We start from the raw sequence: 23321 nt of genomic DNA, 5'->3' as shown, positions 1-23321 counted from the left end.
CTATCCCGGCGATAGCGACGGTATCCCGCCGACAGCGCCCGGATCCCGAACGAAGTTTGAACGGACCTCGCCCCGACTTCGCACCGAAGTTGTCCGGTCATTGAAAAATCTATATCCCGGTCATCGCCCTCGTCGGAAATATGACGGACCGAGACGCGCGGCGGGGGTTCCCGGCGACAAGCGACGGACTGGCGACGCCGACGCTCGCCGGCCGCCTCGGCGAGGGCGGGGGCGACGGTGAGGACGGCCACGCATCCCCGGCCGCCGAGGACGTGGTTCAAGTGACTGTAACCCCGACGTAAATTATGATAGACGTTACCGAGCGACGAGACGCGCTGCTCGCGGCGGCGGCCGGGACGGCCGCGGTCGCCGGTTCGTACCTCGTCACGGGGTGGTCGCCCGCGTTCGTCGTCCGCCCCGTCGACCAGGCCATCGTCAACCTGACGCCCGGGCCGATCGTGACGTTCGCCATCGAGACCGTCGGCGACGCGGGACACCTGATCCACATCGCGATGGCGTTCGCGGCCGTGATCGGGCTGTTCGGTGCGGTCGCGTTCGGCGGACTCAAACTCTCCGCGCGCACCGATCGGTCGCTGGTCGGTGCCGCGGCGACGGCTCTCGTCTCGTGGCCGGTCGCCGCCGGCCTGACCGGCGATCCGACGCAGGCGGTGGGCGTGGCGATCCCCGCGGCGGCGGTCGTCGCGGTCGGCAGTCTCCCGCCGCTGCCAGCCGCGGAGTCTCCGGCCTCGTTCACTGCGGACTCCCCGGCCTCGTCCGCCGCTGCGTCCGAGGACGATTCCCCCGTCGCGGAGCCGTCGGGGGGCGCCGTGGACGCGGTGCGGCGGCGGACGCTCGGCGCCGTCGCGGGGGCGCTCGGGTTCGCCGCGGCGGCGGTCGTCGGTCGGCGGTCGCTCGGGGGCGACGACGAGACGCTCGCCGACGCCCCGCGGTCCGAGGGCGCGACCGCACGCCTCGAAGCGCTCGACTCGGCCTCGCTGGCGGTCGAGAGCGACGACCTCCACGGCATGGTGAGCCCGATCGGGGAGTTCTACAACGTCGACATCGCGGAGTTCGACCCGGAGGTCGCCGCGACCGAGTGGTCGCTGACGTTCACCGGCGAGACCGGTGCCGAACGGACGGTCACGTTCGACGAACTGATCGACCGACCGGTCGAACACCGCGCGGTGACGCTCCGGTGTGTCGGCGAGGACCTGAACGGCCGGAAGCTGGACAACGCCGTCTGGACGGGGACCCCGATCCGCCCGCTGCTCGAATCCGTCGACCCGCAGGGAGACTGCGACTGCGCGATGCTGCGCGGCGAGGACGGGTACTACGTACAGTTCCCGGTCGACGTCCTCGCTGAGGGATTCCTCGCGTGGGGGATGAACGGGAAGGAGCTCCCGTCGGGTCACGGCCACCCGGTCCGGGTCCTGATCCCGGGCCACTGGGGCGAGACGAACGTGAAGTGGCTCTCGGAGATCGAGCTGCTGAACGTCGAGGAGGACGGCTACTGGGAGGAGCGCGGCTGGGAGGGCACCGGCGAGGTGAAGACGGTCGCCAAGCTCTGGGGCGAGGGGATCTCCGAGCTCGGAGACGGCCGGATCGAACTCGCCGGCCACGCGTACGCCGGAACGCGCGGGATCGACCGGGTCGAGGTCTCGACCGACGGCGGCGACTCGTGGACCGACGCCGCCCTCTCCGACCCCCTCCCGGACGCCGACGTCTGGCGGCAGTGGCGCCACGTCTTCGACCCCGACGGCACGCACGAGGTCGTCGTCCGCGCGGTCGACGGCGAAGGGAACCGCCAGATCCGAGAGCGCTCCGACCCGTCCCCGACCGGGTCGTCCGGCTGGGTCCGCCGAACGGTCGGCTGACGCGTCGACCGCCGCGGGACCCCGCTCCCGAACCGCCGCCCCGCGACGCTCACCGGCCCTCCGTTCGGGTCGAAACGACTTTTATCATCACCCCAACACAACAGTACGCCAGATGGAGAAGGCCCTGTGGTACCTGTTCGTCGCGAGCCGCGGTGGCGCCAACAGGGTCCGGATCGTCCGGGAACTCCGCGCCCGCCCCCGGAACGCGAACGAGCTCGCGGAGGAACTGGACGTCGACTACAACACGGTCACCCACCACCTAGAGATGCTGCAAGACCACGACGTCGTCGAGCCGAGCGACCACGACTACGGGAAGCTCTACTTCCTGACCGACCGCTTCGAGCGCCACGCGGACGCGTTCGAGGAGATCACGTCGGAGGTGGACGCCGGATGAACCCCGCTACCCCCACCGTTTTCGGCATCCTGATCACCGGGATCAACAGCGCGCTGCTGGCGGTGTTAGCCGCGGTCTGGCTCGACAACTACCGGGAGTTCGGCTCGACGCTACTCCTGGGGCTGCTGGGGTTCAGCGCCGTCCTGCTGGTCGAGAACCTCGTCTCCATCGCCTTCTTTTTCAGCAGCATGCGGACGCTGTACGCGATGGATCCGCTCGTCGGACGGGTCGTGCTCGGGATGCGCGTGCTCGAACTGCTCGCGGTGTCGCTGCTCGCCTACGCGACGCTGAAGTGACCGGGTTCGGTCGCGGTTCTCCCTCCCGGACCGCCTCACGCGAGCTGCTCGCCGACCAGCCGATCCGCCTCGGCGAGGAACGCGTCGCGCTCGTCGATCGGGATCGTCGCGCCCGCGGCCACGTCGTGGCCGCCGCCGTCGCCGCCGACGGCCTGACTCGCCTCGCGCATCACCGACGAGAGGTCGAGCCCCTGGCGCACGAGGCTGTGTGACCCCCGCGAGGACACCTTCAGCTTCTCGGCGCTCTCCTCCGCGAACGCGATCACGGGCTTCGAGCGGTCGACCGCTGGCGAGCCGATCGCCATCCCGGCGACGATGCCGACGATCGTCTCGCGGATCCGCGAGCCGGCGTCGAACCACTGGAGGTGCGCTTCGTCCGTGACGCCCTCCGTCTTCACCCACTGGAGCCCCTCGGAGAGGTTCCGGCGGTGATTCCGGAGGAGTCGCCGCGCCTCGGCGAGGGCGTCATCGCGGTCGCCGAGACACACCGCGAGCCCCACGTCGGCGCGCTCGTACCGGGCGGTGGCGTTGAGCAACGTGGAGAACTCGCTCACGTCCCGCAGCTCCGTGCCGGGCTCCTCGTCGACGAGGGTGTAGGAGGTGCCGACGAGCGCCTCGATCCGGTCCGCGGGAACCCCGGATGCGACGGCGCGGCGCATCAGGGCGGAGGCGATCGTCTGCCGCTCCCCCCCGTCGAGGTCGACCCAGCGGCGCCACTCCCCGTCGCGTTTCACGTCGACGTCGAGGTCGGTGAGGAAGGCGATGGCCCCCGCCTCGTCGTTCGAGACGCCGGGGATCTTCACGTCCGAGGCGTACTCCAGCAGCTTCGGCAGCGGACGCGTCTGTCTCCCGTACAGGTCCAGGTCGGTGCGCGCCTCGATGACGCCGGCGTCGACGCCGTCGGCGACGATCGCCTCGTTGGCGCCGACGAGCCCGCCGTCGGAGTCCTGCATGTCGCCGACGGCGCCGACGACCGCCAGCGCGGCGAGGTCGCGGTTGTCGCCGTCGGGCCCCTCCAGCGCCCGGGCGAGGACGTAGCTCGCGCCGGCGCCCGACAGCTCGCTCGCCCCGTTAATTCCCTCCAACAGCGGATTGAGGTGGAACTCGGTGTCGCGGTCGGCCGGCTGGTGGTGGTCGGCGATCACGGGGACGAAGTCGCCGCGGTCCTCGTGCTCGCCGATGGCGTCGAGCTGGCCGGAGCCGAAGTCGGTGAACAGCACCACGTCGAACTCGCGGGCGGCGATCCCCGCGATCGACTCGGCGTCCAGCTGCTTCTCGAAGACGACCTCGTGGTCGATCCCGGCGCGCGCGAGCGCCTGCGAGGCGATCGCGCCGCTTGTGAGCCCGTCGGCGTCGATGTGGGACGCGAGCAGCACCCGGTCGGCGGCGCGGAGGCGGTCGGCGCAGGCGCTCGCGCGCTCGGCGAGGTCCGGCACGGGGAGATCGGCCACTGCCATTACCGACCGTTGGCTCGCGATCGGGGATAAACTCACGCTTCGGTGGGGGCGGCGAGAGACGACCGCACTCGGGTCGATCTCGCCGCTCCGACGCAGGCCGAGGCATCACTTGCCGTAACTGACGGTTATAGATATATTGAGATATATGCACTAGACACATGACACGTGGGTTCAACACCCGGAGTCTCCACGCCGGCGCCGAGCCCGACCCGGCGACCGGGTCGCGCGCGACCCCGATCCACCAGACGACCTCCTTCGTCTTCGACGACGCGGACACGGCGGCGGAGATGTACGCGCTCCGGGCGGAGGGCCACATCTACTCCCGGCTCTCCAACCCGACCGTGGGTGTCCTCGAAGACCGCCTCGCCGATCTCTCCGGCGGCACGGACGCGGTCGCGACCGGCTCGGGGATGGCCGCCTTCGACGCCATCACGACCGTCCTCGCGAGCGCGGGCGACAACGTCGTCGCCAGCTCCGAGATGTACGGCGGCACGGCCGCGTACCTCACGAGCATCGCGAACCGCCGCGGGGTCGAGGCCCGGCTCGTCGACACCCTCGACTACGAGGCGTACGCGGACGTGATCGACGAGGACACCGCGTTCGTCCACGTGGAGACGATCGCGAACCCCTCGCTCGTCACCCCCGACTTCGAGCGGCTCGCCGAGATCGCCCACGACAACGCGGTCCCGCTCGTCGTCGACAACACGTTCGCGACCCCGTACCTCTGTCGGCCGTTCGAGCACGGCGCCGACATCACCTGGGAGTCGACGACGAAGTGGATCACCGGCAACGGGACCACTGTCGGCGGCGTCCTCGTCGACGGCGGGCAGTTCCCGTGGGACCACCCCGACGCGGACTACGACGAGCTCGACGGCGAGTCGCCGGCGTTCCCGATCGACTTCACCGAGCAGTTCGGCGACGCCGCCTTCGCGAACGTCGCCCGCCAGCGCGGGGTGCGGCCGACCGGCGGCCAGCAGTCGCCCTTCGACGCGTGGCAGACGATCCAGGGGCTTAACACGCTCCCGCTCCGGATGGAGCGTCACTGCGAGAACGCCCGGACCGTCGCCGAGTTCCTCCGCGACGACGACCGGGTCGACTGGGTGGCGTACCCCGGCTTCGAGGACCACCAGAGCCACGGCAACGCGGCCGAATATCTCGACGGCTTCGGGGGCATGGTCACGTTCGGCGTCGACGGCGGCTACGAGGCCGCCAAGACGTTCTGCGAGGCCGTCGACCTGACGAGCTTCCTCGCGAACATCGGGGACGCGAAGACGCTCGTCATCCACCCGGCCTCCACGACGCACGCCCAGATGGACGAGACGCAGCAGCGCCTCGCCGGCGTCTACCCGGAGATGCTCCGGCTCTCCGTCGGAATCGAGGACGCGGACGACGTGATCGACGACCTCGACCGCGGGCTGGCGGCGGGCGAGCGCGCCGCCGGGGGGAACTGATGAGCGCCACGCCCTCGGAGACGGGGATCGTCTCGCTCGGCGAGTTCACGTTCGAGTGCGGCCAGTCGGTCCCGGACCTCGAGATGGCCTACGAGACGCACGGAGAGTTCGACGGCGACAACGTCGTGCTGATCTGTCACGCGCTCACCGGGAGCCAGAACGTCGCGCGCTCGCCGTCGCCGGAGGGGGACGCGGGGCAGGCCGGGCAGGCCCGCGCCTGGTGGGACGACATCGTCGGCCCGGGGAAGGCGATCGACACGACGGAGTACTTCGTCGTCTGCGCGAACGTCCCCGGCTCCTGTTACGGCACGACCGGCCCGACGAGCGAGCGCCCCGCCGACCTCGACCTCCCCGACGAGCCCGACCACGACCGGTGGGGGACCGCCTTCCCGCCCGTGCAGGTCGAGGACTGGGCGCGCGCGCAGCGGCGCCTGCTCGACCAGCTCGGCGTCGGCCGGCTGCGCGCCGTCGTCGGCGGCAGCGTCGGCGGGATGAACGTCTTGGAGTGGGCGAAGCGCTACCCGGACGACGTCGACCGAGTCGTCGCCATCGCGACCGCCGGGCGGCTCGACGCCCAGTGCCTCGCGCTCGACGCGGTCGCGCGCCGGGCGATCCGCGCGGACAAACACTGGAACGGCGGCGACTACTACGGCGAGGACCGGCCCTCCCCCGACGAGGGACTCGCCTTGGCCCGCCAGATCGGCCACATCATGTACCTCTCGAAGGCCTCGATGGAGCGCAAGTTCGGCCGGCGCTCCGCGGGCCGGGACTCGCTGACGCGCGAGGAGGGCGACCTCGGGCTGCCGCCGGAGCCGACGGCGGCCTTCTTCCCGTACCGGGAGGTGGAGTCGTACCTCGACTACCAGGCCGAGGGGTTCAGCGAGCGCTTCGACGCCAACAGCTACCTCTACCTCACGCGCGCGATGGACGAGTACGACCTCTCCGCGGGCCACGGCACCGACGCCGACGCGCTCGCCGCCTTCGAGGGCGAGGCGCTCCTGTTGAGCTTCACCGCCGACTGGCACTTCACCGTCGAGCAGTCCGCGTCGCTCGCGACCGCCTTCCGCGACCGCGACGTCCCCGTCGCCCACCACGTGATCGACTCCGACCACGGCCACGACGCGTTCCTCGTCGAGCCCGAACACGTCGGGCCGCCGCTCCGCGACTTCCTCGCAGAGGGGGTCGAGGGCCGAGCCGTCTCTGACGACGGCGGTGAGGACGAGGCGTCCGCGCGCCCCGAGTCGGACCACGCGCCGGTCCACGCGAGCCTCTTCCGGGGATAGCGGACTGATTTAAACACCATTGTGTGGCCGGCGCGCGCCTCCGAGCGCCCGCAGGGCGCGAGGAGCGCGTGCGAGGGAGTCGGGCGGCCGGAGCGAAGCGGAGGCCGGCCGACGAGGCTGGGGAGGCGTGAGGCTGTGCTGTTGCGGTGCGGCCGGGTGGGACTCAAAGGGGCAGTCGCGAGGACGAAGCACGGCGACGGAAGCACCACAGTGAGTGAGCGGAGCGAACGAGCGAGGAGCGCACCCAGCCGCGCGAGTTCTCGTGACTGGAGCTTTGGCGGTGTTCTCCGCGGCGTAGTCGGTCACATATAACCGAGTGGTTGGGGCTTTGGCGGTGTTCACTGCGGAGTCACCGGTAATCAATTATAACCGAGCGGCTGGGGTTTTGGGAGTGGTATTCGGCGATCCGTCAGCAACTGTTTATATACGAGCGCCCGAGTCCCGGACGCGTCTCTCACGCCGCCGAATCATCACTATCAATGATGCGAATGTTCATAGTTCTCGAATCCGTGGTGTGTGAGGTATGCCAGGTGGACACGCGCAGACGCTCCGACCGTTCCTGTGGCGCGCCGAACGACTGTACTCCGACACCGAGATCGTCTCGCGGACGCACGAGGGACGGACGCGACACACCTACGCCGAGTACGCCGACCGGACGGCGCAACTGGCGAACGCCTTAGACGAGCACGGGATCGAACGCGGCGATCGGGTCGCGACGTTCTGTTGGAACCACACCCGGCACTTCGAGACGTACTTCGGCGTCCCGAGCAGCGGCGCGCAGCTCCACACGATCAACCCCCTCCTGCCGGACGAGCATATCCGGTACATCGTCGACGACGCCGCCGACGAGATCGTCTTCGTCGACCCGTCGCTCGCGGGGAAGCTCGCCGGCGCGGCCGAGGGCGCCGAGGACTTCGCCGACGTCGACTTCGTGGTCATGGGCTCGACCGAGATCGACGAGCTCGACGCCGTCCCGTACGAGGAGTTTATCGCGGACCAGCCGACAGAGTACGACTGGCCCGAACTCGACGGCGACCAGCCCGCCGGCCTCTGTTACACCTCCGGAACCACGGGCAAACCGAAGGGCGTCGAGTACACCCAGTCGATGCTGTGGAGCCACACGATGGCCTCCCAGACGCCGCAGGGGATCCCGATGGAGGACTCCGACGTGGTCATGCCGGTCGTCCCCATGTTCCACGTCAACGCGTGGGGGATGCCGTTCACCGCGACCGCGGCGGGAGCGAAGCACGTCTACCCGGGTCCGTCACCGGACCCGGCCGACCTCGCGGCGCTCATCGAGGAGGAGGGCGTGACGGTCTCCGCGGGCGTCCCGACGGTGTGGCTCGGCCTGCGCGAGTACATCGAGGCGGGGAACGAGGTGGACCTCTCGACGCTCGACACCGTGATCGTCGGCGGCGCGGCCGCGCCGCGGGCGCTGATCGAGTGGTACGACGACCGGGGCGTCGAGCTGCTCCACGCGTGGGGGATGACGGAGCTCTCGCCGATCGGCACCGTCTCGCACCTCACGAGCGACCTGCGCGACGCCGACTACGAGACGCAGGTCGACAAGCGGTCGAAGCAGGGGCTCGTCGTCCCCGGCCTGGAGTTCGAGGTGATCGACGAGGACGGCGAGGAAGTGCCGTGGAACGGCGAGGACTTCGGCGAGCTCCGGATCCGCGGCCCGTGGGTCACGAAGGAGTACTTCGCCCGCCCGGAGGCCAGCGAGGCGGAGTTCGTCGACGGCTGGCTGAAGACCGGCGACGTGGTCACCGTCGACGAGGACGGCTACCTCCAGCTCGTCGACCGCACGAAGGACGTGATCAAGTCGGGCGGCGAGTGGATCTCCAGCGTCGAGCTGGAGAACGCGATCATGGCGTACGACGGCGTGAGCGAGGCGACCGTCGTGGGCGTCCCCCACGAGCGCTGGCAGGAGCGCCCGGTCGCGTTCGTCGTCGCGGCCGACGGCGTCGACCGCGAGGCCTTAGTCGAGGAGATCGAGGCCGGCCTCCGCGAGGAGTACCCGAAGTGGTGGGTACCGGACGCGGTGGAGTTCATCGACGAGGTGCCCAAGACCGCCACCGGGAAGTTCTCGAAGAAGGACCTCCGCGAGCGGTACGCCGACCAGTCGCTCGTCGAGGGAGCGGTCCCGGAGGAGGACGCGCCGGAACAGGAGTAGGGCCGAACTGAGCGCGGCCGCCGCCGATCCGTTCGCCGTTGCGACCGCGGTCACCGATCGCCGTTCAGTCGTCGCGGTCGCCGACGATCCACTTGTGCGAGTAGCTCTCGCCGCACGCGCAGCGAGCGTACGCGTGGACCACGTCGCCCTCGGCGTAGAGCCCGCCGACCTCCTCGTTCTGGGCCTCCGCGAACGCGAAGACGAAGCTGACGGCGTGGTCGTCGGAATCCTCGCCCGCGTCGTCCGAGAACGGGCACTCCCCGCCGTCGAGCGACCGGGCGATCGTCCCCTCGGCGCCCATCGCCGTCTTCGCGAACTCCATCGCGCCCATTCCCGTGCCGGCCTCGAACGCGGAGCGCCCCGTCTCGCCGTCGAGGATCAGCCGCACGCCGCCGTCCGTCTCGGTCCCGACGTTCCGGAGCCGGGAGTCGTCGTCGAGGTACGCGTCGTTCAGGTAGAAGACGACGTCGTCGAGCCGCTCGCCGGCGAGGAACGCGTCGAGTTTGCTCATGCCGGCCGGACGCGCGTGAACCCTAAAAGCCGTGCGAGTCGCGGTCGGACCGCCCTGATCTCGGTGTCCGCCACTCCCGACCGGCGTCGAACCGATGACAGATCGTGTGGAATCGGAGAAACTGTTAAGACGTACCACGGAGATCCGTCTCCTGATGAGCGCACAGACACCATCCGGAGACCGGCTCGCGGAGTGGGCGGAGCTGGTCGACGAGGACGTGCCCGAGGAGCACCGCGAGGAGCGCTCCCCCGACCGATAACTTTCACCCCGCTTCGCGAAGGCTTTAGACCGACGGCGGCGAAGCCCCGCCGATGGCGACCGAGGCCGCCGGTATCGACAGACCCCTGCTCGTCGACGACTTCCTCCAGGAGCGCCGCTACCAGCTCCAGCTCGCGGAGTCCGCCGCCCGCGATCACACCCTCGTCTGCCTCCCGACCGGCCTCGGCAAGACGACGGTCAGCCTGCTCGTCACCGCCGAGCGCCTCAACGAGGTCGGCGGGAAGGCCCTCTTCCTGGCTCCCACCAAACCCCTCGTCCAGCAGCACGCCGACTTCTACCGCGAGGCGTTGGATATCCCGGACGACGAGATCGTCGTGTTCACCGGCGACGTGAAGCCGGACGACCGCGCCGCGCTCTGGGACGACGCCCGGATCGTGATCGCGACCCCGCAGGTCGTCGAGAACGACCTCGTCGGCAACCGGATCTCGCTGCGCGACGTGACCCACTGCACCTTCGACGAGTGCCACCGCGCGACCGGCGACTACGCGTACGTCTACATCGCGGAGCGGTACCACGCCGACGCGGCCGACCCGCTCGTCACCGGGATGTCGGCCTCGCCCGGCGGCGACACCGAGGAGATCGAGACGGTCTGTGAGAACCTCGGGCTGACGAACGTCGAGGTGATGACCGAGGAAGACGCCGACGTCGACGAGTACACCCACGACACCGACGTGCAGTGGGAGCAGGTGACGCTCCCGGACGAGGTCTTAGACATCCGCGACGCGCTCAACGAGGTTATCACCGACCGACTGGAGAAGCTGAAGCAGCTGGGGGTGACGAACACGACGAACCCCGACCTCTCGCAGAAGGACCTCAACAAGATGCGGGGGCGGCTCAAACAGATGATGGACAACGACCAGTCGGAGGGGTACAAGGGGATGAGCACCCACGCCGAGGTGATGAAGCTCCGGCGCGCGACCGAGCTGGTCGAGACCCAGTCGGTCGAGTCCGTCCGGCGCTACTTCGAGCGCCAGCGCGAGGCCGCCCGCTCGTCGGGCGCGTCGAAGGCGAGCCAGCGCATGGTCGCGGACCCCAAGGTTCGGGAAGCGATGCGGAAGGCGGAGTCGTTCGACGGGCTCCACCCGAAGTTCTCGAAGGCCCGGATCCTCTTGGCCGAGACCCTCGGCATCAACGAGGGCGAGCGCGCAATCTTATTCACCGAGTCCCGCGACACCGCGGAGGCGCTCGTGGAGTTCCTCTCCGCGAGCTTCGACGTGCGGAAATTCGTCGGGCAGGGCGACAAGGAGGGCTCCGACGGGATGAGCCAGACGCAGCAGCAGGAGACGCTCGACGAGTTCAAGGCCGGCGAGTTCGAGGTGCTCGTCTCCACGAGCGTCGCCGAGGAGGGCCTCGACGTGCCCGAGGTCGACCTCGTCTGCTTCTACGAGCCGGTCCCGACCGCGATCCGCTCGATCCAGCGCAAGGGCCGGACCGGCCGGCAGGCCGAGGGGAAGGTCGTCGTCCTGATGGCCGAGGACACCCGCGACGAGGCGTTCTTCTGGATCTCGCGGCGTCGCGAGAAGGAGATGGCCAGCCAGCTGGCCGAGCTGAAGGAGGCCACCGACGACATCGAGGAGACCGTCGGCGACGACGGGCAGGCTGGCCTCGACGCGTTTAGCGGGAATTCCGCGACCGAGGGCGACGGCACCAAAACGGAATCCGAGGCCGCCGATAGCGGCGGCGACACCGATAGCGGCGGCGACGCCGACAGCGACGACCCCGGACTCACCGACTTCGCCGAGGAGGCGCGGGGCGGAGATGCCGACGGGGAGACCGATGCAAGTGACGACTCCGAGGCGACCGACGGCGACAGCGATGACGACGGCGTCGTCGCCACCGCCGGCGTCGACGAGGGCGTCGAGGTCGTCGTCGACCAGCGCGAGCTCGACTCCTCCATCGCGAAGGACCTCTCGACGCGCGACGGGCTGGTCACCCGACTGGAGACGCTCGCGGTCGGCGACTACGTGCTCTCCGACCGGGTCGCCGTCGAGCGCAAGTCGGCGGCCGACTTCGTCGACTCGATGCTCGACTCCGACCGCTCGATGTTCGAGCAGGTCGGCGAGCTCTCGCGGGCGTACGCCCGCCCGGTGATGGTCGTCGAGGGCACGAACCTCTACGGCCAGCGCGACATCGACCCCAACGCGATCCGCGGCGCGCTCGCGTCGCTCGCGGTCGACTTCGACGTGAGCGTGCTCCGCACCGAGGGCGAAGACGACACCACCGAACTGCTCGCGACGATCGCCAAGCGCGAGCAGGAGACGCGCGACCGCGAGGTGAGCGTCCACGGCGAGAAGACGACGAAGACCCGCGCGGAACAGCAGGAGTACGTCGTCTCCTCCATCGCCGATATCGGCCCGGTCACGGCCCGGACCCTGCTGGAGCACTTCGGCACCGTCGAGGCCGTGATGACCGCGCCCGAGGACGACTTACTGGAAGTCGACGGCGTCGGCCCGGTGACCGCCGAGCGCATCCGCGAGGTCGTCGGGAGCGAGTACGAATAGCCGGGCGCTCCGGGGCCGTGAACGCGACCGCCGCTCACTCGAACCCGCTCACCAGCGTCACCACCCACTGCCCGAGGTCGTACTCCGCCCGCACCTCCACGCGCGTCACCCACTTCACCCACTGGAACCCGCGCCGGTCGGGTGCGACCAGCCGCGCGGGGGCGCCGTGGCCGTGGGTCAGTCGCTCGCCGCCGACGTGCGTCGCGAGCAGGGCGTCCTCGGCCTCCGCTATCGGGAGGCTCCAGCGGTACCCCGTGACCGAAGTGAACCGGACGTAGGCCGGCTCGCGGTCGGTCGATCCCTCGTCGCCGCCGGCCACTTTCGGCCCCCCGGCCGCCTCCAGCAGGTCGCCGACGCGGGTCCCGCCCCACTCCTGGACCGTGTACCAGCCGCTCGTACAGTCGAGCAGCGCCTCTGTCTCGTGGCCCGCCGCCACCTCGTCGGCGTCGAGTTCGACCGGGTCGCTCACGAGGCCGTCGACAGTCAGCCGGTACGCGTCGCGGTCGATCGGGTCCGGGTCGTCGGCGACCCACGAGGTGATCGGGAAGGCGGCGTTCCCCTCGCCCTCGCGGGGCTGTGACCCGGTGAATCGCCGGTCGGCGCCGGCCGTGTCGAGCAGGTCGTTGACGCCCTGCTGGAGCCGGTAGGTCGCGGCGCCCGCGCCCAGCAGAACGGTGTAGCGCACCGCGGTCCGGCGGCGCTCGAAGTCGACCCGGCGCGGGAGCCGAAACCGGGTCGTCGCGTGCGCGGCCACGAGCGGGAGCAGGACCAGTCCGAACCCGACGTGGACCGAGAGGAGGGTCCAGTAGGAGAGCCGCACGTCGAGTCCGAACACCCAGACGACCCCGGTCCCGATCGCCCCGACGGCGGCGACGAGCGTCAGGACCGACAGGGCGGTCGACCGCCGCCACAGGTTCGGGTCGGTGAGCCGGCGCCGGACGCGCGCGAGCTTCCACGCGAGCAGGACGACGATTCCGATGCCGAGCGCGCGGTGGAGCCAGAAGATCGGCCACCCCCCGGGGACGCCCACGGTAAACGAGACGAGCCCGGTGCCGACCTCCGCGGCGACGAACGCGAACAGCGACCAATCGACCGCCCGCGGCGGGGGCTCCAGCCGGTCGAGCGCGTCGCGGAGTCTCTCGGCGGTTCCGGACCCGGTTCCCATCTCGACCGGGGTACGTGCTAGCGAGACAAAAGGGTACAGCCCGGCCCGGGCGACGGCGCTCGACCGCTCACAGCTCGTACACTTCGCCGTCGACCGCGAGCGGCTCCGCGAACGCCTCGTCGGGCGGGTAGTAGTGCGCGACGTGGACGAGTCGCGTGCGGTCGGCGTCCAGCTCGTCGGCGAGCGCGAGCGCGCCCTCTCGGGTCATGTGCTTCGAGCCGAACGTGCGGGGGACGCCGTCGGGCCCCTCGTGGCGCCCGCCCATCGGGTGGTGATGGCAGAGGGAGGCGGGGACGATGGCGTCGGCCAGCAGGAGGTCGGCGTCGGCGAGCGCCGCGCGGGAGCGCTCGGGCACGTCGTAGCTCGTATCGCCCGTCAGCGCGAGCGTCCCGCCCGTCTCCGGGTCCTCGACGACGACGCCGTAACAGAGGAGGGGCGGGTGGTCGACGGGGACGAACCGGACCTCGAACCCGCACGTCTCGAAGGGCTCGAACGGCTCGCGGGCGTGCACCCCGATCCGGTCCTCCAGGTAGTCGTACTTGTCGCGGATCGTCTCGGCGACACTCTCGTCGGTGGCGGGGTCGGTCTCGTTCGGCGCGTGGACCGGGAGCCCGTCGACCAGCCGATAGACGTTGCCGAGCCCGTCGAGGTGGTCGAAGTGGATGTGCGTCACGAGCCCGGCGTCCGGCAGCGACACGTCGCGGTCGAGGAACTGGCTCCGGAAGTCGGGGCTGAAGTCGACGAGCAGGGACTCACCGGTGCGCTCGTTGGCGACGTGGACGGAGAACCGCGAGCGCGACACCCCGCGCTCGCGCGCCGCGGCGCAGGTGTCGCAGTCGCAGCCGACCGTCGGCGTCCCGGTCGTGTCGCCGGTGCCGAGGAGCGTGACCCGCATCTCGGATCCGTCTCGTCGACCCACCGACTTAGCGTCCGCGGTCGAGCGGGCCGGAACGTCGCCCCGATTTATAACCGCGTCAGGGCCGACCATCCGGTATGCACGACGCCAGCGAACTCGTCCTCGCGCGGCTGCCCTCGGGCGTCCCGATCCGGACGACAGTCCACGCGTACGGCGAGGGCCGCCTCGTCCGGGGGCCGGACGGTCCCGAACTCGACCTCCCGGACGACGGCGGGCCCGTGGTCTACGCGCAGGCCGCCCAGCACGGGCGGGAGGTGAACGGGACCGCGGTCCTCCGGCGACTCCACGAACGGCTGACGGACGCGGACCCGACACAGGTGGACGCGAGCGCCCTCGACGGCACCCTCGTGACGGTCCCCGTCGTCGACCCGCTCACGTTCGACCGCGTCTCCTACACGACCCCGGAGTCGCTCGACGCGACCCGCTCGAACATGAACCGCTGCTGGCCCGGGGACGACGAGGGGACGCTCCACGAGCGAATGGCCGCCCGGCTCTGGCGCTTCGCGAGCGCGGCGGACGCGATCGTCGACCTCCACACCGGGTCGCCGGCCATGCTCACGCACACCGTCTACATGCGCGGCGACGGGGCGTGTCGGTCGCTCGCGGAGGCGTTCGGGACCGACCTCCTGCTCGCGGAGGCTGCGGGCGACGAGGCGGACGCCGAGTGGAGCGAGCGCGGCTTCGCCGGGAAGTTCCGCGTCGCCGCCACCCGGGAGGGGATCCCCGCGATCACGCCGGAGCTCGCGCACAGCCGCGAGGTGGTCCCCGAGGCGGTCGAGGCCGGGCTGAAGGGGACCCTCGGCGTCCTCCGCAACGAAGGGCTGATCCCCGGCGAGCCCGAGCCGTGGGACGGCACCGTCGCGCGGAACCACCTCGGGCGCGTGGACGCCGCCGAGTCGGGGCTGTTCACGCCGGAGCGAGACCTCGCGGTCGGCGACGACGTGGTCGCGGGCGAGCGGCTCGGCGTCGTCCACGACCCGACGACGTTCGAGCCGCTCCAGACCGTCGAGGCCGACCGCGACGGGATCGTCTACTCGGTCGCCCGCGAGGCGACGGTCACGGCGGGCTCGACGCTCGTCGGCGTCGCGGAGCGGCTCGACGAGTAGGGAGGAATCGGTTCGCCGAGCGCCGGCGGGCCGGCGCGATTCAGGGCTGTCGCACCCGGATCTGTCCGTTCGCGTCGACGGTGACGAACAGGCGGCTGCGAACCTCCCGGCCGTGGACCGCGTCGCCGGCGCGGTCGCCGATCGTCTTCATCAGGTCCGGCGCGGTCTGGTTCACCTTCACGCCCGCCTCGTCGCAGGCGTCGTACACGCGCTTCGGGGCGTCGTAGAGGTCCGTGCCGGCCTCGATCTCCACGCGGACCGGCGCGGCGACCGCCTCGGCGAACGCGACCGTCTCGCGGGCCCGATCGACGTTGTCGCGGGCGCTGGCCTCGACGCTGGAGACGTTCGCGCGCGACGTGCCGAGCCGGTCGGCGATGTCGGACTGGCGGAGCCCCCGCTCGCGGAGCGCGAGCACCTCGGCCTGTCGGTCGGTGAGGACGCTCTCGTCGGCGTCGAACCCGGCCCGTTCGAGCAGCGCGGCGGCGTCGACGTCCTCGGCGTCGTCGACCGCGTCGGGGGCGTCGGCCGAACCGTCGTCTGCGACCATACTCCCGGCGAGGGGACGCTCGCTCAAAAAACGGCGGTTTCGACGCCCCGGGCCGAACGGTTCGGTCGGCGGGCGCGAAGACGGTCGATCGGCGGCGTCCGGACTGTCCGTGGGGCGGGGCTCCCCCGGGACGCGCTCACTTGCCCCAGAAGTTCTCTCGGCTGCCGAGCCGTTCGCGGTCCGGGCGGTCGCGCCGGCGGTCGCCCTCGTCGTCCGCCTCGGCGTCGTCGCCCTCGGCGCCCGTTTCGGCGTCGTCGCTCTCGTCGCCCTCGTCGTCCGGATCCTCGGGGAGGCGCTCGACGACGTCCTGCGCGGTCGCGTGGCTCGATTTCACGCGGTGGATCCGCACCTCCGCGCGCGCCGGGGGGAGGAGCCCGTCGACGAGGACGATGAAGCCGTCGTCGGTGCGGCCGACGCCCGCGCCGCTCTCGTGGATATCGTCGACCTCGACGACGACCTCCTCGCCGGGCTGGACCGGCTGCTGTTTCAGCTCGTAGATGGGCATGTCGTAGTGGTTACACCACTCCGCGCCGCCCTTGTTGCCGTAGTGTTGACACCCCATCCCCTCGATTCGTTCGTCGAAACTGGGGCAGTCGTCGGCGAGTGGACAGTCCGCCATACCGTAGGAGAGACCGGCCGCCGTTGTAAACGTTTTCGACTGGCGGGGGTGGAAAATCCGGAGTCTCGGCGCCTCATCCGGCTGAACGGCGGCCGTTCCGCTACTCAGTCACCGCTCGGGACCGGACCGGCTCACAGGAACTCGCGCACCTCCGAGTACCACATGTCGTGGCGGTCGACCGCGTCCACCGCGTCGGCCACGTCGACCGCGATCGCGTGCCAGCAGCGCTCGCTGGGATCCTCGGCGTCGAGGTTGTACGTCGCGTCCGCGCAGGTGCACTCCCCCTCCTCGACGACGTACTCGTCGTCGTGGCCGACGACGACGGTGAAATCGCGGTAGCGTTTCACACGTCCCTCGCCGACCGCCTCCATCGCGCGCTGCCCGCGGTCGCCGTGCTCGTCGACGATCGCGGCGGCGATCGGGCCGGTGAGCTCCCCGGCCTCCGCGATCGCCGCCCGCCAGTCGTCGACCGGCTCCATGGCCTCCCATTCTGGGGCGTTCGGTTAAACAGCGTCGGTCAGGTCGGGAGTTCCCCCCGACGCGTGGTTTCAAGCCGCTCGCTCGCCACCGTCTCCCATGGACGAGACGTGTCCGCACTTGGCGTACCGCGAGGAGGGCGACGGGAAGTCGTTCGAGACCGCTCGGGCGTTCTGCACCGTGACGGAGTCGTTCGTCCAGCCCATGCGCGCGGACATCTGTAACGCCCGGTACGGGCTCGACCCCGCCACGGACTGCGAGTTCTACGTCGAGCCGAAACCGCCGTCTAACGGGGCCGAGGACCCCGACGCCGACCGATGACCTACGACGACTACCTCGACGGGAAGCCGGTCGTCGTCACCGCGGCGCTCACGGGCGGCGTCCACGGGAAGGAGGCGCACCCGGACCTCCCGGAGACCCCGGAAGAGATCGCGGCGGCCGCGGCCGCCTGCGAGGACGCGGGCGCGAGCGTGCTTCACCTGCACGCGCGCCGCGGCAATGGCGAGCGCGCCTTCTCCGCCGAGCGGTTTCAGGAGGTGACGGACGCGGTCCGCGAGGCGACCGACGACGCCGTCCTCCAGCACTCCACGGGGGGAACGGCGGCGCCGGACGCCATCCGACACGAACCCCTGCGAACCGACCCCGCGCCGGAGATGGCGTCGCTCGACATGGGGCCGCTCAACCGCTACGACCGGCTCACCTCGGAGAACACCCGCGAGCTGGTGGCGTCGCTGCACGCGGAGATGAAAGAACGAGGGATCAAGCCCGAGCTGGAGGTGTTCAACGACGGCCACCTCAACGAGTCGCTGGCGGTCCTCGACGACCTCGACGATCCGCCGTATCTCAACTTCCTGTTCGGCGGCGGGACCACGTCGCCGCCCCATCCCCGAAACCTGATCAACCGGGTCGAGGCGTTGCCCGAGGGCGTCGAGTTCAACGTGATCGGGTTCGGCCCCCACCAGCTCCCGCTGACGACCCAGTCGCTGCTGCTCGGCGGGCACGTGCGGGTCGGACTGGAGGACAACCGGTACTACGAGAAGGGCGAACTGGCGACGAACGAGCGGTTGGTGGCGCGGGCGGCGCGGATCGCGAAGGAGCTCGGGCGACCCGTGGCGACACCCGAGGAGACGCGGGAGCTGCTGGGGTTGCGCGGCCGATAACAGACGTTCGTGACGCCAGCCTCGGTACTGATTCAGTATGAAAACGTGCGAGTGACAGCGACGGTTGGTAATAACTAATCGATCCGGTGGCGCGTGCCGACGAGCACCGAAGGGTGCGAGTCGCACGCGCGAGGGAGTCAGCCGCCCGGAGCAACGCGGAGGGCGGCTGACGAGGCTGGGGAGGCGTGAGGCTGTGGCGCGGGACGGGTCCCAAAGCCCCAGGCGCGAAGCCGCCGCAGACGACGCAAGCACCGCAGGGAGCGAACGGAGCGAGCGACCGAGGAGCACAGCGAGTGTGCGGCGGCTTCGCGCCTGGGGCTTTGGCGGTGCTCGCCGTCGATCCGCCAGCGGCCATATATAAACGAACGTTTCCGTTGACATCCCATTTTCAGATGCGTTTTCGACTGAAACAGCCGATCGATAACGAGTGCGAACTCATCGGATTTTCACCGACCGCAAACGATATACTGTATTGCGGTTATCGTTCTGATATGTACGGGACCGTTCGGGAATCGCTTGAAGACCGGTATAATCCGAGTATTCGGTCTGCGATGATTATCCTGATGGGTTCGAGTTTTTGCCTCTTTCTGTTCCTCAACAGTCCCGATTTTACGAACCCGTACTACGTTTTCGGAGTCGGAGTGATGGGCTTCACAATCGTCTTTGCGGCGCTTATGCTCATCTCTGTGCTACTGAAGCGCCGATAGAGTACTACCCCGTACTGTACGATTCTTGACCCTGTACTGACCGACCGGGCGAAATATGTCACCGACTGAGGATCTCGACGGAGCCAACGACGGACGGATAAACGACCGAGACATCAGTCTGCTTCCCGCAGAATCGCCAATTAGTTATAAACGACCGTACCCGGGGAACGCCTGATCCTACTCCAGCACGATCAGCACGTCGCCCATGTCGACGCTGTCGCCCTCGCCGACGTGGACGCTCGCGACGGTGCCGCCGCGCTCGGCGACCACGTCGTTCTCCATCTTCATCGCTTCGAGGACGCAGACCACGTCGCCCGCGGCGACCTCGTCGCCCTCGGCGACGTCGACCGAGAGGATCGTCCCCTGCATCTCCGCCTCGATGGCCTCGCCGCCCTCGGCGACGTCGACCGCGTCGTCGTCCCCGTCGTCGGATGTCGCCTGCGGGGGCCGCTGTTGACGCCCGCCCGCGCCGCCCCCGCTCTCGGGCGTCGGGATCGCGGGCGCGCCGCGCTCCTCCAGCTCCACGTCGAAGCGCTTCCCGTTCACCTCGACGGTGAACTCGCGTTCGGTCGCCTCCTCGTCATCGCCGCCTGCGGAAGCCGACTCGGTCCCCCACTTCTCCTGGGCCTCGGCGACCAGCTCTCGGTCGAGCTCCTCGTCGAGGTACTTCGTGGTGTGCGTCCCGTCGACGAAGCGACGGTCGTCGAGCATGAGGCGGTGGAACGGGACGATCGTGACGACGCCCTCCAGGTCGTACTCCGCGAGCGCGCGCTTCGACCGCGCGATGCACTCCTCGCGGTCCGGGGCCCACACGATCAGCTTCGCGATCATCGAATCGTAGTCGGTGACGAGCTCGTCGCCCTGTCGGAGCGCGTCGTCGACCCGGACGCCGATCCCGCCCGGCGGGTCGTACGTGTCGAGTGACCCCTCGCTGGCGGGCTGGAACTCCTCCGCGGCGTTCTCGGCGTTGATCCGGAACTCGATCGCGTGGCCCTCTAACTCCACGTCGTCCTGTGAGACGGAGAGCCCCTCGCCGCTGGCGACCCGGAGCTGCTCTTTCACGATGTCGATCCCGGTCAGCTCCTCGGTGACGGTGTGTTCGACCTGAATCCGCGTGTTGACTTCGAGGAAGTAGAACGGCGTGTCCGGGCCGAGCGGCTCCGACGGGTCGCGGTCGGGGTCCTCCTCGACGAGGAACTCGACGGTGCCGGCGTTGGTGTAGTCGGCGGCGGCGACCCCGCGGCGGGCGGCCGCGCCGATCTTCTCGCGCAGTTCGTCCGAGAGCGCGGGGGAAGGGCCCTCCTCGATCACCTTCTGGTGGCGGCGCTGGAGCGAGCAGTCGCGCTCCCCGAGGTGGACCACGTCGCTCTCGTCGACCTCGCCGCCGTCGCCGCTCGCCGCCGGGTCGTCGGCGACGATCTGCACTTCGACGTGGCGGGGGGTCTCCAGGTAGCGTTCGAGGTAGACGGAGTCGTTCGAGAAGTACGCCTCCCCCTCGCGCTTGGCCGATTCGAGCGCATCCGCGGCCTCGTCGGCGCTCTCGACGACCTTCATCCCGCGGCCGCCGCCGCCGCCCTCGGCCTTGATCGCGACGGGATAGCCGTACTCGTCGCCGAAGTCGGTGACCGCCTCGGCGTCGGTGACGGGTTCGGTCGTCCCCGGGACGATTGGCACGTCGGCGTCGTCCATCACCCGACGGGCGTGGGTCTTCTCGCCGAGCCGCTCCATCGCGTCGCCGGCGGGACCGACCCACGTGATCCCGTCGGCGGCCTCGACGCGCGCCGCGAAGTCGGCGTTCTCCGCGAGGAAGCCGTACCCCGGGTGGATCGCGTCGGCGTCGGCCTTCCGCGCGGCGTCGACGACCGCCTCGCCGTCGAGGTAGGAGTCGGCCGCGCGGGCCGGGCCGACGTTGTACGCCTCGTCCGCGTAGCGGACGTGACCGCCGTGCTTGTCGGCGTCGCTGTAGACGGCGACGGTGTCGACACCCAGCTCCGCACAGGCGCGCATCACCCGAACCGCGATCTCCCCGCGGTTCGCGACGAGAACCTTGTCGAACATTCCTGCGGTAGCATTCCGGCATAACCCACCTCATTCTATCGGTCCGCGACGACGATCGGTGACGACGATCGTCGTACCCTCTCGGCGCCGACCGCGGTCTCCCCGAGACGGTTAAGAGGCTCCCCGCTCGGACGTTCCGACATGCTCTCGCCCGGAAACCCCTACGTGTTGCCGTCGACGCTGGTCGCGGCGGCCGCGTACCTCGCCGCGACGTTCCTGACGGACGCCTCGGTCCTCGTCCGGATCGGGGTCCTCGTCCTCCTCGCCCGCGTCGTCCCCGTCGTCCTCAACCGACTCCTCGGCGGATCGACCGAGGCCGCGACGGAGGACGCCGCGACCGAGGAGGGCGTCGAGGAGCCGCCGGAGGCGTGACGGCCGACCACAGATATATAAGCTATCGAACGTATCTCCGAACGCACCCTGTGAAGGGGTAGCGCGGCGGGCGCGCCCGACTGCGCCTCGCCGAGGGAGGCGGTTCGCCGAGGCGGCGTCTCGCCGGGGGAATGCACGCGCTCGGACGCTCTCGCGTCCGGGAGCGAGTGTTCGAAACCGAGCGAGCGGCTGTGCTGTCCCGGCCGCGGTCCACGGGTCCGTCGGCGCTGTCTCCGGGACGCGAACCGACCGGTTTGTGAGGCGGTCGACCCGGCCGGCGAACGACCACCGCTCGCCCGCCCACCCCTCGTCCGCCTCGCCGTCCGCGGCGGCGGCCGCCGCGGCCAGTTCGCCGTCGCGGAGGTGCGCCGCGACCGCGGCGGCGATGGCGGCGGCCTCGGCGTCGCCGGCGTCGTCGGGGACCGTCAGGCCGTCGAGGACGACGTCAGTCGGGTCGGCGGTCTCGCCCTCCGGGGCGTCCGCGTCCCGGTCGATCGGATCGGCGTCGGCCTCGGTCGAGTCGGTCGCCATCAGATGGGGATGTTGCCGTGTTTCTTCTCGGGCCGATCCGAGCGCTTCCCCTTCAGCATCTGGAGGTCGTCGATCAGCCGCGCGCGCGTCTCCGCGGGCTCGATGACGTCGTCGACGAAGCCGCGGTCCGCGGCCGTGTACGGGTTCGCGAACTCCTCGCGGTACTCGTCGATGAGCTCCTGTCTGCGCGCGTCGGGGTCGTCGGCCTCGGCCAGCTCCTCGCGGTAGAGGACGTTGACGGCGCCCTTCGGCCCCATCACCGCGATTTCCGCGGTCGGCCACGCGTAGTTCACGTCGCCGCCGATGTGCTTCGACGACATCACGCAGTAGGCGCCGCCGTACGCCTTCCGGGTGATCACGGTCAGGAGGGGGACGGTCGCCTCCGAGAAGGCGTACAGCAGCTTCGCGCCGTGGCGGATGATCCCGTTGTGCTCCTGGTCGGTGCCGGGCATGAACCCGGGCACGTCCTCGAAGGTGAGGATCGGGATGTTGAACGCGTCACAGAAGCGGACGAAGCGCGCGCCCTTCTGGCTCGACTCGATGTCGAGGGTACCGGCGTTCACGCGGGGGTTGTTGGCGACGATCCCGATCGAGTGACCGTCGAGGCGGGCGAAGCCGACGACGATGTTCTTCGCGAAGTTCTCCTGAACCTCGAAGAAGGAGCCCTCGTCGACGACGCTGCCGATGACCTCTTTCATGTCGTACGGCTTCCGGGGCGCGTTCGGGACGATGTCGGCCAGCTCCTCGTCGGCGCGCTCGGGGTCGTCCCACGGCTCGACCCGGGGCGGGTCCTCGACGTTGTTGGCGGGGAGATACGAGAGCAGCCGCGCGATGTCGTCTAAGGCGTCCTCCTCGCTCTCCTCGGCGAAGTGCGCGACGCCCGAGGTCGACGTGTGGGTGACGGCGCCGCCGAGCTCCTCGAAGCTCACCTCCTCGCCCGTGACGGTCTCGATGACGTCCGGGCCGGTGATGAACATGTGCGAGGTGTCTTTCACCATGAACGTGAAGTCCGTGATGGCGGGCGAGTACACCGCGCCGCCGGCACAGGGTCCCATGATCGCCGAGATCTGGGGGATCACGCCCGAGGCCTCCGTGTTGCGCCGGAAGATCTCCGCGAACCCGCCGAGCGAGGCGACCCCTTCCTGGATCCGGGCGCCCGCGGAGTCGTTGAGGCCGACGACGGGCGCGCCCACGTCCATCGCCTTGTCCATCACCTTGCAGACCTTCTCGGCGAACACCTCGCCGAGCGAGCCGCCGAAGACGGTGAAGTCGTGCGCGAAGACGAACGTCTTCCGGCCGTTGACCTCGCCGTAGCCGGTGACGACGCCGTCGCCCGGGATCTGCTGTTCCTCCATCCCGAACTTGTGGTTGCGGTGGGTCCGGAACCGGTCGAACTCGTGGAACGTCCCGTCGTCGAGGAAGTAGTCGATGCGCTCGCGCG

At 70.1% G+C, this 23321-nt stretch carries 21 protein-coding genes and 1 pseudogene; 12 read left to right on the top strand and 10 right to left on the bottom strand.

What is annotated here, in order from left to right; genetic code table 11:
• Positions 1–140: 140 nt before the first annotated feature.
• The 4 genes from SD626R_RS16930 to SD626R_RS13680 all read left to right on the top strand — a co-directional run bounded on the left by SD626R_RS16930 (position 141) and on the right by SD626R_RS13680 (position 2564).
• Positions 141–302 carry a hypothetical protein gene (locus SD626R_RS16930; protein WP_158298340.1) on the top strand — a complete coding sequence of 54 codons (162 nt, stop codon included), beginning with the start codon at positions 141–143 and terminating at the stop codon, positions 300–302.
• A gap of 3 nt (positions 303–305) precedes the next feature.
• Positions 306–1874, top strand: coding sequence for a molybdopterin-dependent oxidoreductase (locus tag SD626R_RS13690; protein WP_092566894.1), 1569 nt, complete (start codon positions 306–308; stop codon positions 1872–1874).
• A gap of 112 nt (positions 1875–1986) precedes the next feature.
• Positions 1987–2268: an ArsR/SmtB family transcription factor gene (locus tag SD626R_RS13685; RefSeq protein ID WP_092566893.1), complete on the top strand. Its 282-nt coding sequence runs from the start codon at positions 1987–1989 to the stop codon at positions 2266–2268.
• A complete protein-coding gene (locus SD626R_RS13680; RefSeq protein WP_092566892.1) occupies positions 2265–2564 on the top strand; it encodes a DUF8036 family membrane protein in 300 nt (99 codons plus the stop codon). Before SD626R_RS13685 ends, SD626R_RS13680 begins: the two co-directional genes overlap by 4 nt.
• 35 nt (positions 2565–2599) lie before the next feature.
• Here the strand turns inward: SD626R_RS13680 and SD626R_RS13675 are convergent, their stop codons facing one another.
• Positions 2600–4021 (bottom strand): RecJ family nuclease, encoded by a 1422-nt coding sequence (locus SD626R_RS13675; RefSeq protein WP_092566891.1) that lies wholly within the window; start codon positions 4019–4021, stop codon positions 2600–2602.
• Between the two features lie 158 nt (positions 4022–4179).
• Between SD626R_RS13675 and SD626R_RS13670 the strand changes: the two genes are divergently transcribed.
• From SD626R_RS13670 to SD626R_RS13660, 3 genes are all read left to right on the top strand, one after another.
• Positions 4180–5472: an O-acetylhomoserine aminocarboxypropyltransferase/cysteine synthase family protein gene (locus SD626R_RS13670; RefSeq protein WP_092566890.1), complete on the top strand. Its 1293-nt coding sequence runs from the start codon at positions 4180–4182 to the stop codon at positions 5470–5472.
• Positions 5472–6755 carry a homoserine O-acetyltransferase MetX gene (gene metX, locus SD626R_RS13665; RefSeq protein WP_092566889.1) on the top strand — a complete coding sequence of 428 codons (1284 nt, stop codon included), beginning with the start codon at positions 5472–5474 and terminating at the stop codon, positions 6753–6755. The genes SD626R_RS13670 and metX overlap by 1 nt, the downstream gene beginning before the upstream one ends.
• Positions 6756–7278: 523 nt before the next feature.
• Positions 7279–8931, top strand: a complete 1653-nt coding sequence (locus SD626R_RS13660) for a long-chain fatty acid--CoA ligase (protein ID WP_092566888.1) — start codon at positions 7279–7281, stop codon at positions 8929–8931.
• A gap of 64 nt (positions 8932–8995) precedes the next feature.
• On the opposite strand, the gene SD626R_RS13655 is transcribed toward SD626R_RS13660, so the two are convergent.
• Positions 8996–9442 carry a DUF5807 family protein gene (locus tag SD626R_RS13655; protein ID WP_092566887.1) on the bottom strand — a complete coding sequence of 149 codons (447 nt, stop codon included), beginning with the start codon at positions 9440–9442 and terminating at the stop codon, positions 8996–8998.
• A 311-nt stretch (positions 9443–9753) separates the two neighbouring features.
• Between SD626R_RS13655 and SD626R_RS13650 the strand changes: the two genes are divergently transcribed.
• Positions 9754–12222 (top strand): DEAD/DEAH box helicase, encoded by a 2469-nt coding sequence (locus SD626R_RS13650; protein WP_092566886.1) that lies wholly within the window; start codon positions 9754–9756, stop codon positions 12220–12222.
• 34 nt (positions 12223–12256) lie between these two features.
• On the opposite strand, the gene SD626R_RS13645 is transcribed toward SD626R_RS13650, so the two are convergent.
• Positions 12257–13387: a molybdopterin-dependent oxidoreductase gene (locus SD626R_RS13645; RefSeq protein ID WP_092566885.1), complete on the bottom strand. Its 1131-nt coding sequence runs from the start codon at positions 13385–13387 to the stop codon at positions 12257–12259.
• A 67-nt stretch (positions 13388–13454) separates the two neighbouring features.
• Positions 13455–14282, bottom strand: coding sequence for an MBL fold metallo-hydrolase (locus tag SD626R_RS13640; RefSeq protein ID WP_092566884.1), 828 nt, complete (start codon positions 14280–14282; stop codon positions 13455–13457).
• Between the two features lie 98 nt (positions 14283–14380).
• Here SD626R_RS13640 and SD626R_RS13635 point away from each other — a divergent pair, with 98 nt between their 5' ends.
• Positions 14381–15409, top strand: coding sequence for a succinylglutamate desuccinylase/aspartoacylase family protein (locus tag SD626R_RS13635; protein WP_092566883.1), 1029 nt, complete (start codon positions 14381–14383; stop codon positions 15407–15409).
• Positions 15410–15449: 40 nt separating this feature from the next.
• Here the strand turns inward: SD626R_RS13635 and SD626R_RS13630 are convergent, their stop codons facing one another.
• The 3 genes from SD626R_RS13630 to SD626R_RS13620 form a co-directional block, all read right to left on the bottom strand.
• Positions 15450–15956, bottom strand: a complete 507-nt coding sequence (locus SD626R_RS13630) for a Tfx family DNA-binding protein (RefSeq protein ID WP_092566882.1) — start codon at positions 15954–15956, stop codon at positions 15450–15452.
• A gap of 136 nt (positions 15957–16092) precedes the next feature.
• A complete protein-coding gene (locus tag SD626R_RS13625; RefSeq protein WP_092566881.1) occupies positions 16093–16575 on the bottom strand; it encodes a TRAM domain-containing protein in 483 nt (160 codons plus the stop codon).
• Positions 16576–16706: 131 nt separating this feature from the next.
• On the bottom strand, positions 16707–17054 hold the full coding sequence (locus tag SD626R_RS13620) for a hypothetical protein (protein ID WP_092566880.1): 348 nt from the start codon (positions 17052–17054) through the stop codon (positions 16707–16709).
• A gap of 97 nt (positions 17055–17151) precedes the next feature.
• Between SD626R_RS13620 and SD626R_RS13615 the strand changes: the two genes are divergently transcribed.
• Positions 17152–17373 carry a hypothetical protein gene (locus SD626R_RS13615; RefSeq protein ID WP_092566879.1) on the top strand — a complete coding sequence of 74 codons (222 nt, stop codon included), beginning with the start codon at positions 17152–17154 and terminating at the stop codon, positions 17371–17373.
• On the top strand, positions 17370–18212 hold the full coding sequence (locus tag SD626R_RS13610; protein ID WP_092566878.1) for a beta-keto acid cleavage family enzyme: 843 nt from the start codon (positions 17370–17372) through the stop codon (positions 18210–18212). The genes SD626R_RS13615 and SD626R_RS13610 overlap by 4 nt, the downstream gene beginning before the upstream one ends.
• 884 nt (positions 18213–19096) lie before the next feature.
• Here SD626R_RS13610 and SD626R_RS13600 read toward each other — a convergent pair.
• Positions 19097–20977: an ATP-binding protein gene (locus tag SD626R_RS13600; RefSeq protein WP_092566876.1), complete on the bottom strand. Its 1881-nt coding sequence runs from the start codon at positions 20975–20977 to the stop codon at positions 19097–19099.
• A 141-nt stretch (positions 20978–21118) separates the two neighbouring features.
• Here SD626R_RS13600 and SD626R_RS13595 point away from each other — a divergent pair, with 141 nt between their 5' ends.
• A complete protein-coding gene (locus SD626R_RS13595) occupies positions 21119–21349 on the top strand; it encodes a DUF7987 family protein (protein ID WP_092566875.1) in 231 nt (76 codons plus the stop codon).
• A 198-nt stretch (positions 21350–21547) separates the two neighbouring features.
• Here SD626R_RS13595 and SD626R_RS13590 read toward each other — a convergent pair.
• Positions 21548–21880, bottom strand: a pseudogene (locus SD626R_RS13590) (hypothetical protein); the annotation flags it as partial.
• A partial coding sequence (locus SD626R_RS13585) for an acyl-CoA carboxylase subunit beta (protein ID WP_092566874.1) occupies positions 21880–23321 on the bottom strand: 1442 nt, incomplete at its 5' end. The gene SD626R_RS13585 and the pseudogene SD626R_RS13590, both read right to left, overlap by 1 nt.

Source organism: Halorubrum sp. SD626R, from assembly GCF_001261915.1.
Taxonomy (GTDB): Archaea; Halobacteriota; Halobacteria; order Halobacteriales; family Haloferacaceae; genus Halorubrum.
Note: the sequence above shows the minus strand (reverse complement) of the source record. Positions and strands in the feature narration are given on the sequence as shown.